This is a genomic window from Microbacterium pollutisoli, assembly GCF_053586795.1.
This window is the reverse complement of the sequence record NZ_JBNYWT010000003.1, coordinates 135,296-150,671: the sequence shown is the minus strand read 5'-3', so window position 1 is coordinate 150,671 and position 15,376 is coordinate 135,296. Positions and strand designations below refer to the sequence as shown.

Here is a 15,376-nt window from a genome sequence, read left to right as displayed (position 1 = left end):
GCGATGACTCCGCGGTCGGCAGAGCGCGGGACTCACCACCTCGATGCCGTGTACGACGCGGTGCTGTTCGACATGGACGGCGTGGTCACGAACACCGCCGCGATCCATGCCGCCGCGTGGAAGCAGCTGTTCGACGAGGTGCTGCGAGACCCGCGTGTGCAGGTGGACGACCCCGAGACGACCTTCGACCCGGTCGCCGACTACCGCCGCTATGTGGATGGGCGAACCCGCGAGGACGGGGTATCGGCGTACCTGACGGCCCGTGGGATCGCCCTGGACGCCGGAGATCCCGACGACCCACCAACGGCGTGGACGATCTCGGGGCTCGCGGCGCGCAAGAACGAGCTGTTCCTGGCGGAGCTGGGCACCCGCGGGCTGCGCGTCTATCCGGGCACCGTGGCGCTGCTGCATCGCCTGCGGGGCGCGGCCGTTCCGGTCGGGCTGGTCACCGCGAGCCGGAACGCGCACCAGATGCTCGCCGCCGCAGGACTGGCCGGCTGCTTCGACACCGTGGTGGACGGCCGGATCGCGCTCTCGCATCACCTGAAAGGCAAGCCGGATCCCGCCATGTTCGTCGAGGCAGCCCGGCGACTGGGTGTCGCTGCGGCCCGCACCGCGGTCGTCGAGGACTCGGTCGCCGGCGTGGCGGCCGGGAGGCGCGGAGGCTTCGGCTTCGTCGTCGGCATCGACCGCGCCGGAGCGCGGGAGCAGCTCGAGGCCGCGGGCGCCGACCTCGTCCTGGCCGATGTCGCCGAGCTCGACCTGGGCGTCTCCACCACGGATCCGTGGCAGCTGGTCTACGACGGCTTCGACCCCGCGCACGAAGGGCACCGGGAGGCGCTCACCGCGCTGGGCAACGGCTACCTGGCCACCCGGGGCGCCCGGCCCGAGCACCACGACGACGGCATCCACTATCCCGGCACCTACCTCGCCGGCGTGTACAACCGGCTGGCGAGCACCATCCACGGGCGCGAGCTCGAGGAGGAGCATCTCGTCAACACTCCCAACTGGCTTCCGGTGGACCTCCGCCTCGGAGACGGGCCGTGGCTGTCCACCGGCCAGGTCGTGACGCACAGCGAACGACGCGAGCTCGACCTGCGCCGCGGCATGGTCGTCCGCCGCGCGGTCCTCACCGGTCCGAACGGGGATCGACTCGACTTCGTGCAGACGACGTTCACCTCCCTGGACGAGCCTCACCTGGCCGTGCTGGAAACCACGCTCACCGCCCCCGACTGGAGCGGCACGGTCACCCTCCGCGCCGGGATCGACGCCGGGGTGCGCAACAGCAACGTGGCCGCGTATCTCGGATCGGACGCCACCCACCTCACGCAGCCGACGTTCCGCCAGGTCGGCGACACCACCCTCTGCGAGGTGTGGACCCGGCAGAGCCGGGTCCACATCGCCACCGCCGTCCGCTCGACCCTCACCGGAACCGACAGCGCGACCGATCACCGCATCGACACGCCATCGCAGCACGCCCGGGAGCTGCGCATCCCTCTGGAGCAGGGTCGACCGGTCACCCTCACCAAGACGGCCGCGATCTACACCTCCCACGATCGGGCCATCAGCGAGCCGGGTGGTGCCGCCCTGGCCCTGCTCACCGAACGCGGTGGCGACGTCGAGGCGCTGCGGGAACGTCACGCGGCGGCGTGGCGGCGACTCTGGGAACGCTTCGCGGTCACCCTGGACGCCGACACGCACAGCCGACTCATCCTGAACCTGCACGTCTTCCACCTGCTCCAGACCCTCTCGCCGCACACCGTCGAGCTCGACGCCGGGGTGCCCGCCCGCGGCCTGCACGGCGAGGGGTATCGGGGGCACGTCTTCTGGGACGAGGTGTTCGTCCTGCCCGTGATCGCTCTGCGCACGCCCGAGATCAGCCGGGCGCTGATCGACTACCGCTGGCGGCGACTGGACGCCGCCCGCGCCGCGGCGACCGCCGCCGGACTCCGCGGAGCCCTCTTCCCCTGGCAGAGCGGCAGCGACGGTCGCGAGGAGACGCCCGAGGCGCTCTACAACCCGCGCTCCGGTCGGTGGATGCCGGACAACTCCCACCGTCAACGCCACGTCGGCCTCGCCATCGCCTACAACGCCTGGCAGCACTACCAGGCCACCGGCGACCTCGAGTGGCTCGCCGAACGCGGCGGCGAGCTCATCATCGAGGTCGCCCGCCTGTTCGCCTCGCTCGCCGAGCACGACACTGCCACCGACCGCTTCCACATCGCCGGGGTGATGGGACCCGACGAGTTCCACGACGGCGCCCCGGACGCTCCCGGCAGCGGCCTGCGCGACAACACGTACACCAACGTCCTCGCCTCGTGGGTCGCCACGCGAGCGGCCCGGACACTCGCCCTGCTCCACGGGCACCGCGGCGAGGGCCTCCGCGACCGGCTCCGCGTCACCGACGAGGAGATCGCGGGATGGGCCCGGCTCAGCACACGACTGGCGGTGGGGTTCCACCGCGACGGCATCCTCACCCAGTTCGACGGCTACGAGAGCCTGCAGGAGCTGGACTGGGACCACTACCGCGAAGAGTACGGGAACATCGGCCGGCTCGATCTCATCCTCGAGTCCGAGAACGACAGCACCAACCGGTACAAGCTCGCTAAGCAGCCCGACGTCGTCATGCTGGTCTACCTGCTCGGTCACGACGGGCTCCGGGCGCAACTCGCCACGCTCGGCTACCCGTTCTCCGAGCAGGACCTGACCCGCACGGTCGAGTACTACCTCGCGCGCACCGCCAACGGGTCGACGCTCAGCCGAGTCGTGAACGCCTCCGTCCTGGCCGGCATCGACCCGTCCCGCTCCTGGATCGCGTTCCGCGAGGCGCTGATCGCCGATCTCGACGACTCCCAGGGCGGCACCACCCGCGAAGGGATCCACCTCGGCGCGATGGCCGGCACCATCGACCTGCCCGTCCGCTCCTTCGCCGGCATGGCCCTCGGTGACGACGAGCTCGTCTTCGCCCCCCGACTGCCGCCGAACCTCACCCGGGTCGGGTTCCAGATCCGATACCGCGGCCACCTCGTCGACGTGATGCTCCGTGACCGCAGCCTGGAGCTTCGCGTGCACGCCGGCTCAGCACCCGCGATCCACGTGCGCGTCGGCGCGGTCGCCGTGCCGCTCTCGGCCGGACAGACCAAGACGTTCGCGATCGGCCCGGGCACCTCGGCCCGCGACGCGACCAACCGCGAAGGAGGCCTCGACTGATGAGCACGCATCGGAGCCGGTATCGGCGCATCGCCACCATCCTCGAGCATCACGGACTCGGGCTCGGCCTCGGGCTGCTCGGGCTGGAGAAGTGGATTCCCTTCAACAAAGGCGTTCTCGGGCATGCGCGCCGGGACGAGCCCTACACCAGTCCGGAACACCTCCGACTCGCCCTCGAGGAGCTCGGACCGACCTTCATCAAACTCGGCCAGCTGCTGTCCACCCGCAACGACCTGCTGCCCGCCGCTTACCTCGCCGAGTTGGTCAAGCTTCAGGACGCCGCGCCGCCCGAGGCCTGGGAGCCGATGAAGGCGGTGATCCGCGAGGAGCTCGGCGCGGACCCCGAACAGCTCTTCGCACAGTTCGACCCGCAACCGCTGGCCGCCGCGTCGATCGGGCAGGCGTACGCCGCGACCCTTCACGACGGCACCGAGGTCGTCGTGAAGGTCCGCCGACCAGGCGCGGTGGCCCAGATCCACGAAGACCTGGAGATCCTGCAGAACCTCGCCGAGCGCGCCGACAAGCGGTGGGATGCCGCCCGCCAATACAACCTGCCGGGCATCATCGAGGAGTTCTCCCGCACGCTGCGCGCCGAGCTCGACTATCTGCAGGAGGGCCGGAACGCGGAGCGGTTCGCCGCCGACTTCGCCGACTCACCCGACGTCGCCGTCCCCCAGGTGTTCTGGGAGACGACCACGTCACGTGTGCTGACCCTGGAACGGATGCACGGCATCCGAGTCGACGACCTGCCCGCCCTGGACGCGGCCGGCATCGACCGGAACCAGCTGGCCAGGCGAGGCGCAGACCTCATCCTCACCATGGTGTTCGAGAACCGCTTCTTCCACGCCGACCCGCACCCAGGCAACCTGTTCATCCACGCCGACGGATCCATCGCTCTCATCGACTTCGGCATGGTCGGCCAACTCGACGAAGAGGTCACCGAACAGCTCTCCGACGTGCTGCTCGCCTTCACCCGCGGAGACTCCAACGCGCTCGCCACCGCCCTGCTCGCGCTCTCGATCACCAAGAACACCTCCGACCGCGGCGAGCTAGGCCGCTCCCTGGACGTCTTCGTGTCGCGGTATCTCGGACGCCCCCTGTCCGACATTAACCTCAGCCACCTGCTCGGAGAGCTGCTCGCCCTGCTGCGACACCACCACCTCCAGCTGCCGCAGCAGATCGCTCTGCTGTTCAAGGTCCTGATGATGGGCGAGGCACTGGCGGCACGGCTCGACCCCGAGTTCGAGATGCTGCAGGCGCTCACCCCCTTCTCGGAGCGGATCGTGCAGCGACAGTTCTCCCTCCCCGCCCTGGCGAAACGCTGGGCACAGGCATCCGCGGATGCCGGAGCACTGCTGCTCGAGCTGCCCGGAACACTCAAGCAGCTCCGGCGGGTGCTGGAGAACGGCGGCCTCGAGGTGCACATGCGCGCGGCCGAACTGGAACCGCTCGTGGGACGGGCTGAACGGATCGGCAATCGCCTGATCGCCGGCATGATCACCGCCGCCCTGATCAACGGCATCGGCGAACTCGTCAGCGGGAACACGAGATGGCGCTCGCGGGAAGGCGTCATGATCGGCGCCGGCGCGAGCGTGGTCACCGCACTCGGCGGCTACCTGCTCTGGACCACGCGGCGACGGCGATGACCGCCGCGGCTCCCATCCCTCATCAGAAAGGCACGCACATGAACACCATTCGAGTCGGCGTCAACGGCTACGGCGTCATCGGCAAGCGCGTCGCCGACGCGGTCCGGCTGCAGTCGGACATGGACCTGGTCGGCGTCGCGGACATCGCCACCGACTGGCGGATCAAGTCCGCAGCGAACCGCCTGCCCGTGTTCGCCTCCACCATCGAGGCGCAGCAGGCCATGCGGGCCGCCGACGTGCCCGCACAGGGAGTGCTCGACGACCTTATCGCGCAGTGCGACGTCGTCGTCGACACCACCCCCAAGCATGTGGCAGCGGGAAACCTGGAGCGCTACCGCGCCCTCAGCGTCAAGGCAGTGCTCCAAGGCGGCGAGTCCCACTCCACCACCGGCCACTCCTTCGTCGCCCAAGCCAACTACGCCAGCGCCATCGGCAGGGACAGCACCCGGGTGGTCTCCTGCAACACCACCAGCATCGTGCGAATCCTCGGCGCGCTGGATGCGGCCGGACTCCTGCTGCGCGCCCGTGGGGTGCTCATCCGCCGCGCCACCGACCCGTGGGAATCGCACCTCGGCGGGATCATGAACACGATGGTCCCAGAACCGACCATCCCCTCTCATCAGGGCCCCGACGCACAGACGGTGCTCCCCGGACTCGATGTCGTCACCATCGCCGCCAAAGGCGCCCACACGCAGACCCACAGCCACTACTGGACGCTACAACTGACCCGGGAGGCGACCCGCGACGAGGTGCTGGACGCCCTGCGCGCCGCGCCCCGCATCGCGTTCATCCGGATGTCCGATGGCCTGGTCGCCCTCAACTCCACCGTCGAGCTGATGCGCGATCTCGGCCGCCCCCGGGGAGACATGTGGGAGGTCGCCGTGTGGGAGGACCTGGTCACAGTGAACGGCAGCGAGGCCTACCTCGCCTACCAGGTCTACAACGAGGCCATCGTCGTGCCCGAGACGATCGACGCGATCCGCGCGCTGACGGGCACCGTCCCCGACGCCGCGACCTCGATCCGCCTCACCGACGAGAGCCTCGGCATGCGCCAGGACTTCCTCACACCGGCGGAGGAGCCCGACCATGACCGGTGACCACCAACCGCCCGCCGACCATCCCGGCGAAGGCGACCCGCGGCGACGGATGCCTGTGACGGCGTGGCTGATCATCGGGATCTCCGTGCTCGGGATCGCGATCTACCTGTTCATCGACCACCTTCCCCACGTCGTCGCAGTGCTGCCCTACGTCGCGATCATCGGCATTGCCGCCATGCACCTGTTCGGCCACCGCCACCACACCGGCGCCCACGACTCGAATCATCGACGCCACGGGGGCGACAGCGGGACCGACACGCGAGAGTCGTCGTGAACACCGTCGTCCGCCCCCTCGCGGACGCCAGCCGGCACGGGCACCCCCGACCGCTGCGGATGCTGTGGGTCACGCTCGCGTGGGGGTCGTGCTTCGTCGCTATCACCGTCGGCCTGCAAGACGCCCCGCCGCTGTGGCTCGCGGCACTGAGAGCCCTCATCGCCGGGGTCGCGCTCGCAACCGTCGCGGGCATCCAGCGGGCACCTCTTCCCCGCGACCCGAAGACATGGGCACTGATCGGCTGCCTCGGACTGGTGAACATCGCCCTGGCATTCGCGACGATGTTCGTCGCCGCGACCGGACTGTCGACCGGGATCGCCTCGGTGCTGGCCAACGCGCAGCCGATCCTGATCCTGCTGCCCGCGTGGTGGCTCTACCGCGAGCGTCCCACCCCCGCCGCGATCGCCGCGATCGGCCTGGGCTTCACCGGCCTACTCATCATCGTCCTTCCCTCCGGGCTCGGCACCGGAGCGTGGCTCTCACTGACTTCCGCCGCCGCGATCACCGCCGGCACCCTCATCGGCCGGATCGTGCACGCAGACGTCCGAATCGTGGCGGCAGCTCAGCTGCTCATCGGAGGTGCGATCCTCGCCGGCACCGCAGCCGTCACAGAAGGGCCGCCCACGATCGACTGGAACATCCGGTTCATCCTCACCCTGCTGTTCCTATCACTGGTCGGCACCGCCGCCACCACGGTCGCCTGGTTCACCGAGATCGGACGTGCCCGGCTCGACCTCCTCGCCGCGTGGACGCTGCTCGTGCCGGTCTTCGGGATCCTGCTGTCGCTGCTGATCCTGCGCGAGGACCCGGGCCTGTGGGGCTGGATCGGGACCGTGATCGTGCTGATCGCAATGGCGTTGCTCGCCATCGGATCCAGGCGCTCAGAGCCCTCGGCCGTCACGGCAACCGGCAATCGTGCCCCACGAGCCTCCGCCGATCATGCGACGTCCGACCCGGACGGCCTCCCTGACGAAAACCACGGCCCGCGCTCCCGGCCGGAAAGGAAACAACGATGAACCCGTCGCCCGCCCCACGCCCCCGCTTCCTCCTAACTCGGCGAGGGTTCCTCGGCGTCAGCATTGGCGCCGTCGCGACGGTCGCGCTGGCATCCTGCGCGCCGGCGGCGAACTGGGTGCAGCCCGACGGCGCCCAGGTCCAAGGCGCCGAGCGGCGCCGCGGCGGCACCGGGAAGGTCACCACCGCGACCCTCACCGCCGCCCCGACCGTGCTGGACCTAGCCGGGGCGACCGCGCCGACCTGGGCGTTCGGGTCTGTTCCGGCGCCCGTGATCCGTCTCGGCGCCGGAGACACTCTGAAGGCCACCGTCCGGAACCAGCTCGAGGCGGACACCTCCGTGCACTGGCACGGGCTCGCGCTGCGCAACGACATGGACGGCGTCCCGCCGGTCACCCAGCAGCCCATCAAGGCCGGGGCCAGTTTCGACTACGAGTTCATCGCGCCCGATCCCGGCACCTACTGGTTCCACCCCCACGTCGGGGTGCAGCTGGACCGTGGCCTGTACGGGGCGCTGATCGTCGAGGACCCCGCCGAGCCCGGCGGGTACGAGGACGAGTGGGTCATCATCCTCGACGACTGGCTCGACGGCGTCACCGCCACCCCCGACGACGTCCTTGACGAGCTGTCCGCCGGGATGGGCGACATGGGCGGGATGGGCGACATGTTCATGCGGATGGGCAACACCCTCATGGGCGCCACCTCCGACCTGCTCGGCGGCGACGCCGGCGACGTCTACTATCCCCTCTACCTCGTCAACGGGAAGCCCCCCGCCGACCCGACCCAGTTCACCGGGCGGGCCGGCGAGAAGGTGCGGCTGCGGATCATCAACGCCGGCAGCGACACCGCGTTCCGCCTCGCCATCGGCGGTCACCCGCTCACCATCACCCATACCGACGGATTCCCCGTGGAACCGGTCGAAGTCGACAGCATCCTCATCGGTATGGGCGAACGCTACGACGCGATCATTACCCTGGATGACGGCGCGTTCCCCCTCATCGCTCAGGCCGAGGGCAAACGCGATCGCGGTTTCGCCGTCATCCGCACCGGCAGCGCCGCGGCAGCACCGACGGCCGATGTGAGCATCCCGGAGCTCACTAGCAGCCGGATCGGGACCGCACAGCTGCTGACGTCAGATAGCAGCGTTGCGCTGTCCTCACGGCAGCCTGATCGGACCGTGGCGATCACTCTCACCGGAGGTATGGCCGAATACGACTGGGGCATCGACGGGCGACGGTTCGATATGAATCAGCCCCTCGACGGCGCGCACGAGATCCGCGAAGGCGAACGCGTCCGGTTCACGATCACTAATGACACCGAGATGTGGCACCCATTCCATCTACACGGCCACACCTACCAGCATGAAGGTGGCGGCCCGCGGAAAGACACGTCGATCATCCTGCCCAAGCAGACCCTCACCGTCGACTTCGACGCTGACAACCCAGGTCTCTGGGTCGCCCACTGCCACAACATCTACCACGCCGAAACCGGCATGACCACTGTCATCGGCTATCGGGCGTGACCACGGCGCAACCTTCCGGAGGCCACGGAACTGGTCGTGTCGATGAACGCGTGACGGCGCCATTGATCGGACGGGATGCGGTCCCACCCCTGCGGGATCGTGACGATACCAGCCGCGGCTACGTTATTGGCCGGCCGGCCGGTCCGCCGTTGTCGGCGGTGGAAAGCGTGCGCGCCGAACGCATCCACCGCGCCGTGTTTGGGCACGCCAAGATCGTCCACGTCCTCGAGGGCGCCGCACGCATTGAGACAGCCACAGGCATCCACGAGTTGACACCGGGCTACGCGATGGCTCTCGGGGCCGGCATGTGGTGCTCAGTGCGCCCAGACCCGACTGTGCGGCTATGGACGCTCTACTTCGACGAGTCCTTCCTCCGCTCCCACATGCGATGGGTGCTCGCCGACACCACGCGCGTCCGTCCGGGCGTGCATCCTGACGCCTGGGACGGCTCGGCACTCGTGCTGCAGCCTGGCGTGGACATCCTGCACCGCATCGAACCGCTGTGGCGCCAGATCAGCCTCGTGAACGAGACCGCGCCACCGGAGGTCGCGACCACCCGACTGATCTCTCTGTTCTCCCGCGCCGTCGAGATTGCCCTACCGACGCTGCTCGCCGACGACGGCGCCGTGCCCGAGAGGTTCGTCCTCCCGGTGCGCGGCCGGCTCGCGCAGCCGCCAATCGCTCGCCCCGTGCGCCGCTCGGTCGTCCTGCTGCGCTCGCGCATGACCGAGCCGTGGACGGTCGGCAGGCTCGCCGCGGAGGTGGCCGTCTCCCGCGCCCATCTCACACGCGCTTTCACCCAGCAGGTCGGTGTCGCCCCCCCATGCGGTTCCTCATCGAGACCCGCCTGACGGAGTTCACGCGACTGATCGAGGAAACCGACCTGCCGATCGCCGATGCATCCCGGCAAGTCGGATGGAACGACGCGCGAGCCGCCTGATCACGCGGTCGGCCGCTCCCGAGGCGGCCTGTCGACGAAGATCCACCAGCTCGTCGACGGCAACGGGCTCCCGCTGGTCGCGCTGCTGACAGCAGGCCAGGCCGGGGACTCGCCGATGTTCCTGCCGCTGATGGGACACCTGCGTGTCGCCCGTCCCGTCGGCCGGCCCCGCACTCGTCCGGACGCGGTCCGGGGTGACAAGGCGTACTCATCCCGCGCGATCCGCGGGCATCTACGCGCCCGCGGGATCAAGGCCGTGATCCCCGAGCCGTCCGACCAGCAAGGCCACCGCAAGCGCCGCGGCTCACGCGGCGGACGCCCCGTCTGCCTCGACGCCGCCGACTACAAGGGCCGCAACGTCATCGAGCGCCGCTACTGCCACATCAAGCAATGGCGAGGACTCGCCACCCGCTACGACAAACTCGCGATCACCTACCGGGCCGCTGTCATCCTCAACGCCGTCATCGCCTGGACCCGGCAATTGTCAGACATGCCCTAGCCGCGGGGCGATTGAGTAAGTACATAGCATCCGGTGTTAACGTTGCCGCGAGCGGGAGGACCGGGCATGCACGTCGCACTTCACAACGTTCGCACGCGGCTTTCGCTGCGCGCGCTGGTACTGTTCGGCGCCACGGTGACCCTGATCATCGTCGGCTTGCTCGCACTGCATACGTTCACCGCGGAGTCTGCAACGCACACAGTTGTCGGTGCTACAAGCCCTGTACCTGACACCAATCCCATCGTGGTCACCACTGGGTCCGACGAAGCTCAGATCGCATGCGATGCGCCGTGCGAGTCCAGTGCTGCGAAGTGGCCAGCTCACGATGACCTGCTGATGGCGTGCGTCCTGGCCGTGCTCGCCGGATTCCTCCTGCTCGCGCTTCCCAGGCCGGTACTTCGCCGCATCCCGGTCGTTCACGATCTCCACCCGCGGTCCAGGGACTTCGGCACTCCACATATGCCAGAAGCCCCGTCGCTCGTCGTGCTTTCGATCAGCCGCACCTGAACCCCGCGCGCAACGAACAGTCTGCCGACTCGTACCCCTCAACGGTTCGGACGAGCGGTAACTGGCGTCCCCTATCCCGGCGCTGACACATTCCCAAGCCCATCTCGGGCGCCTAGCAAGCGAGGCGACACGACAGCACTCGCACCCGGGCTTGCCTCCGAGGTGCCCGCGATCACTCCGTGAACGTGATCGATGAGCGAGTCCGCGTCGCCCTCACGCGCCCCGGCACCACCGCTGTTGTGCGCACGCACCCCGCACTCAACCACTCAGAATTCCAAAGGACGAACCGACTCGTATGAATGACCGAAAAGGCCTTCTCAAGAACTTCACCTTCTTCGTCGCCATCGGGACTGTGACCGCCATCCTTCTCGCCATCGGAAGCTACCTCCTGCTGGGAGCACTTCTCTGATGTCACCACTGACGCTGCGTGAGCGACTCGACCGGCGTGACCGGTTCGCCGCCGATCCGCCGCAGGCGAGACCATCGCCCAGATGGGTGCGCAACGGGCGGGCCGATCGTCGACCCCCACATCTTCAAACGGACACACGCTTCCCAGGTGCTCGCCGGCGCGCACGCGAATGGTGGGCGATACCGGTCGCGGTGTCTGGTGGTGTCCTCAACGCCGCAGCCTTTCCCGGACTGGGCTGGTGGCCACTGATCCTCATTGGCACTCCACTCCTTCTCGCTCCCCTCATCGCCGCGCGGTTTCGGATCGCGGTGCTCTCCGCGGTGGTCGGAGCGGCCGCTTTCTGGGGAACCCACACGTACTGGCTGACGGTGTACCTCGGCGCGGCGCCGTGGTTGGGGCTTGCAGGGCTGCAAACCGTGTTCATGGCAACAGCCGGGGTCATGATGGCGTTCACGTGGCGGTCGGCGGAGCAGACGATACCGGGCGCAGTGGCACGGTTGGCCGTGATCCCTATCACCATCGGCGCTCTCTGGACGGTCCGCGAGATGGTCACCGGGGCCTGGCCATACGGCGGGTTCGCATGGGGAGACCTCGCCTACTCGCAGGCCGACAGCCCGCTGGGAGAGCTCGCCGCGTGGACCGGGTTGGACGGGCTGACGTTCCTCCTGGCAGGGATCAGCGCCCTCACCGTCCAGGCCATCCGCGACCGGCGGCACCTTCCACGCAGCCTCCTTGCTCTCCCCGCCGCGGTGCTGGCAGCACTCGTCGCCGTGCCTGCGTTTCCCATCGAGGTCATCGGGACGATGCGCATCGGAGCGGCGCAAGGGAATTCGGAAGCCGGGTTGCTCGCCCGGAACCAGCCGGGCAGGATCCTCCAGGATCACCTTGCTGCGACCACCCCGCTACGGGGGCAGGACCTGGACCTTCTGGTGTGGCCAGAGAACGCGGCGGACATCGATCCGCTGCGGAACCGGGACGTCGCGAATATTCTCGACCAGCTCGCGGCGCAGGTGGATGCGCCGGTCCTCGTCGGCACGATCACCGCCGACGGTGATCGGACGTTCAACAGCGCGCTGCTCTGGGAGCAAGGTGAGGGTGCAACCGCCCAGTACGACAAGAAGCACCCGGTGCCGTTCGCGGAGTACCTTCCGGACCGGGACTTCTGGTATCCGCTGGCCCCGGACTTGTTCTCGCTGGTCCCTCGCGACCTTTCCATCGGCGCTCGTTCGAATGTCCTGGACATCGGCGATGTTCCCGCGGGAGTCGCGATCTGTTTCGACATCGTCGACGATGCGTTGATCCGGGAGATGGTCGATGGTGGCGCCCAACTGATTCTCGCGCCGACGAACAATGCCGACTTCGGTCGGACCGACCAGAGCGCTCAGCAGCTTGCGATCGCCCGGATGCGAGCGATCGAGAGCGGCCGCAGCGTGGTGAATGCGTCCACGGTGGGGGTTTCTGCGATGATCGGCCCCGACGGCGCTGTGATCAACCAGCTCACTCCGTTCGCTCCCGGCGCCATGATCGCTGAGGTGCCCCTGAGTTCGACGATCACCCCGGCCATGGCGTGGGCAACGCCCCTCTCCTGGGTAATCGCGCTCCTCGGTGTCGGAGGCGCAATCACGCTGGGTCATGTCCGGAGAATGATCACCGGGGGGACCTCTTCGGGTTCCCAACCCCGGGGGCCGGGCTCACTCCGCTCCGACCCGCATGACGATCACGCTGGGCCCAACTAAATGAATCGTCAGCTATCACTGTATAGTCACTATATGCTGACTATTGCTTCACGTCTGGACGTGATGAACCGTCTTGGCCGTGCGATGGCCGATCCCACGCGGTCGCGCATCCTGCTGAGCCTGCTCGACGGCCCGGGCTACCCCGCAGAGCTTTCGCGCGATCTACAGCTCACTCGCACGAACGTCTCCAACCACCTCTCGTGTCTGCGCGGGTGCGGGTTAGTTGTCGCCACCCCCGAAGGCCGCCGTACCCGGTACGAGATTGCCGACCCGCACCTGGCTCGTGGGTTGGCGCAGCTGCTGGAGTCGGTGGTCGCGGTCGACGAGGGTGCGCCCTGCGTGGACGACGGCTGCACCTGCTGCGCGTAAGAGCCACTGCCTCCCGCGCACTGAACGCCAGCCAACAACGCTGGACTTCGTCGCGCGGCAATCGCGCGTGAACCGGTGACTGCACAATCCGAAGGAAAGACTGATGAGCGAAGAGTGCTGCGGAACAGACGAGCCGCGCAAGACAACCCCGCCCCGGCGGGTCGAGTCGCCGCACGCCCCTGTTGAGGGCGACGCGTGCTGCGGTCCTGCCGTTAGCACGGCCGAGCACGGCGAGGACCACGAGGACAACGACGTGCGCCCGCCGTGGTGGCGTGACGTGGCGTTGCTTCCTGCCGCGCTGTCCGGGGTGTTCCTGCTGATCGGGTTCGGATTCGAGTGGATCGGTGCCGGGGTCCCTGCGCTGGTCTTCCAGTGGGTTTCGCTCCTTGCCGGTGCGTACACGTTCGCCCCCGGGGCGGTCCGCCGGCTGCTGCGCGGCCGGCTGGGCGTGGGGCTGCTGATGACAATCGCTGCCATCGGAGCAGTGTTGCTCGGACACGTCGGTGAGGCGGCGACTCTCGCGTTCCTGTTCTCACTGGCAGAAGCGCTGGAAGACCGCGCCATGGACCGGGCAAGAGAAGGCCTGCGTGCGCTCCTGTCGCTGATCCCCGACACCGTCCGCGTCTCCCGACTCGCTGGCGACGTCACAGTCCCGGCTGCCGATGTACAGCAACTCGACATCCTCGTCGTCGGGGCAGGCGAGCGTGTGGCCACCGACGGCATCGTCGTCGAAGGGCGCTCGAGTGTGGACACGTCCGCGATCACGGGAGAATCCATACCGGTCGAAGTCGGCCCTGGGGACCCTGTCGCCGCCGGATCGATCAACGGCTCCGCGACGCTGCGTATCGAGGCGACCGCTGCCGGGACCGACAACTCTCTGACGCAGATCGTGTCGCTCGTCGAACAGGCCCACTCGCGAAAGGGTGAGCGGGCGCGCCTGGCCGATCGCATCGCGAAGCCCCTGGTGCCGGCAGTCCTCGTCGCCGCAGCCCTTGTCGCACTGTTCGGCTTCGTGGTCGGAGACCCGTCGACGTGGATCGAGCGAGCCCTCGTCGTGCTCGTCGCCGCCTCGCCCTGCGCGCTGGCGATCGCAGTCCCGGTGACCGTCATCAGCGCGATCGGATCAGCATCGAAGTTCGGTGTGGTCATCAAGTCGGGCGAAGCGTTCGAACAACTCGGCACGATTCGCACCGTGGCACTCGACAAGACTGGCACGCTGACACGCAATGAACCCGCCGTCGTCGACACCCGGACCGTCGCCGGTGTGACCTCGGAGCAGGTCCTGACGTGGGCGGCTGCCCTGGAGGCGACCAGCACGCACCCGCTCGCGGCTGCCATCGCCGCGTCCGCGCCGAAGAACACGCCGGCGGCCGACGTGTCAGAAATTGCGGGATCCGGAATCGAAGGCACGGTCGAAGGGCGCGCCATCAAGGTCGGCAGCGACCGCTGGCTGGACGCGGGCGAGCTTCGCGGCGACGCAGAGGAGCTGGCCGCAGCCGGGATGACGGTCGTCATCGTCGAAGCTGACGGACGTGTGGCGGGTATTATCGGCGTCCGCGACGAGCTTCGCCCCGAGGCGGCCGAGACCGTCAGGATGCTCACCGCGCAGGGCATCGACGTCGTTATGCTCACCGGTGACAACGAACGCACCGCGCACGCCATCGCTCGTGAGGCTGGCATCACCGAGGTCCGCGCGCAGCAGCTGCCTGGCGACAAGGCCGCCGAGATCGACGCGCTGGCCGCCCGCAACCCGACCGCGATGGTCGGTGACGGCATCAACGATGCGCCCGCCCTCGCAACAGCGACCGTCGGCATCGCCATGGGGGTGAAAGGCTCGGCCGCCGCAGTCGAATCCGCCAGCGTCGCATTCACCGGACACGATCTGCGCCTGCTCGCCGGGGCTCTCGCGCACGCCCGCCACGGCCGCCGCATCATGACCGTCAACATCGCGCTTGCCCTGGCCATCATCGTCGCACTGTTCCCGCTTGCCCTGTTCGGCGTCCTGGGCCTGGCAGGCGTGGTCCTCGTGCACGAGGTCGCCGAAGTGGTCGTGATCCTCAACGGCATCCGCGCAGCACGGCGACCGCTCCTACTGAAGCAGCTGGCACACACCGCACCGACACAGTCGGAGACGCTGCGCATCTGAACTCGTC

12 protein-coding genes are annotated in these 15,376 nt (G+C 68.6%); all 12 read left to right on the top strand.

Features of this window, described 5'->3' with window-relative positions; all coding sequences use genetic code 11:
• The first annotated feature begins 3 nt into the window (after window positions 1–3).
• The 12 genes from ACQ143_RS08610 to ACQ143_RS08555 all read left to right on the top strand — a co-directional run bounded on the left by ACQ143_RS08610 (window position 4) and on the right by ACQ143_RS08555 (window position 15,369).
• A complete protein-coding gene (locus ACQ143_RS08610) occupies window positions 4–3,210 on the top strand; it encodes an HAD-IA family hydrolase (RefSeq protein ID WP_449570279.1) in 3,207 nt (1,068 codons plus the stop codon).
• Window positions 3,210–4,856, top strand: a complete 1,647-nt coding sequence (locus tag ACQ143_RS08605) for an ABC1 kinase family protein (protein WP_449570278.1) — start codon at window positions 3,210–3,212, stop codon at window positions 4,854–4,856. Before ACQ143_RS08610 ends, ACQ143_RS08605 begins: the two co-directional genes overlap by 1 nt.
• Before the next feature lie 38 nt (window positions 4,857–4,894).
• Complete coding sequence (locus ACQ143_RS08600; RefSeq protein ID WP_449570277.1) at window positions 4,895–5,953, top strand: type II glyceraldehyde-3-phosphate dehydrogenase; 1,059 nt, start codon at window positions 4,895–4,897, stop codon at window positions 5,951–5,953.
• Window positions 5,943–6,227: a DUF2933 domain-containing protein gene (locus ACQ143_RS08595; protein WP_449570276.1), complete on the top strand. Its 285-nt coding sequence runs from the start codon at window positions 5,943–5,945 to the stop codon at window positions 6,225–6,227. Before ACQ143_RS08600 ends, ACQ143_RS08595 begins: the two co-directional genes overlap by 11 nt.
• Window positions 6,224–7,243, top strand: coding sequence for a DMT family transporter (locus ACQ143_RS08590; RefSeq protein ID WP_152594931.1), 1,020 nt, complete (start codon window positions 6,224–6,226; stop codon window positions 7,241–7,243). The genes ACQ143_RS08595 and ACQ143_RS08590 overlap by 4 nt, the downstream gene beginning before the upstream one ends.
• The gene (locus ACQ143_RS08585) at window positions 7,240–8,763 is read left to right on the top strand and encodes a multicopper oxidase family protein (protein ID WP_449570275.1); all 1,524 of its coding nucleotides are present in this window, start codon (window positions 7,240–7,242) and stop codon (window positions 8,761–8,763) included. The genes ACQ143_RS08590 and ACQ143_RS08585 overlap by 4 nt, the downstream gene beginning before the upstream one ends.
• The gene (locus ACQ143_RS08580) at window positions 8,760–9,614 is read left to right on the top strand and encodes a helix-turn-helix transcriptional regulator (RefSeq protein WP_449570274.1); all 855 of its coding nucleotides are present in this window, start codon (window positions 8,760–8,762) and stop codon (window positions 9,612–9,614) included. The genes ACQ143_RS08585 and ACQ143_RS08580 overlap by 4 nt, the downstream gene beginning before the upstream one ends.
• 45 nt (window positions 9,615–9,659) lie before the next feature.
• A complete protein-coding gene (locus ACQ143_RS08575; protein ID WP_449570273.1) occupies window positions 9,660–10,202 on the top strand; it encodes an IS5 family transposase in 543 nt (180 codons plus the stop codon).
• Window positions 10,203–10,268: 66 nt separating this feature from the next.
• Window positions 10,269–10,709: a hypothetical protein gene (locus ACQ143_RS08570; protein ID WP_449570272.1), complete on the top strand. Its 441-nt coding sequence runs from the start codon at window positions 10,269–10,271 to the stop codon at window positions 10,707–10,709.
• 600 nt (window positions 10,710–11,309) lie between these two features.
• A complete protein-coding gene (gene lnt, locus ACQ143_RS08565; protein ID WP_449570271.1) occupies window positions 11,310–12,854 on the top strand; it encodes an apolipoprotein N-acyltransferase in 1,545 nt (514 codons plus the stop codon).
• Between the two features lie 33 nt (window positions 12,855–12,887).
• On the top strand, window positions 12,888–13,223 hold the full coding sequence (cmtR, locus tag ACQ143_RS08560; protein ID WP_449570270.1) for a Cd(II)/Pb(II)-sensing metalloregulatory transcriptional regulator CmtR: 336 nt from the start codon (window positions 12,888–12,890) through the stop codon (window positions 13,221–13,223).
• Window positions 13,224–13,326: 103 nt separating this feature from the next.
• Window positions 13,327–15,369: a heavy metal translocating P-type ATPase gene (locus ACQ143_RS08555; protein ID WP_449570269.1), complete on the top strand. Its 2,043-nt coding sequence runs from the start codon at window positions 13,327–13,329 to the stop codon at window positions 15,367–15,369.
• Window positions 15,370–15,376: the final 7 nt, after the last annotated feature.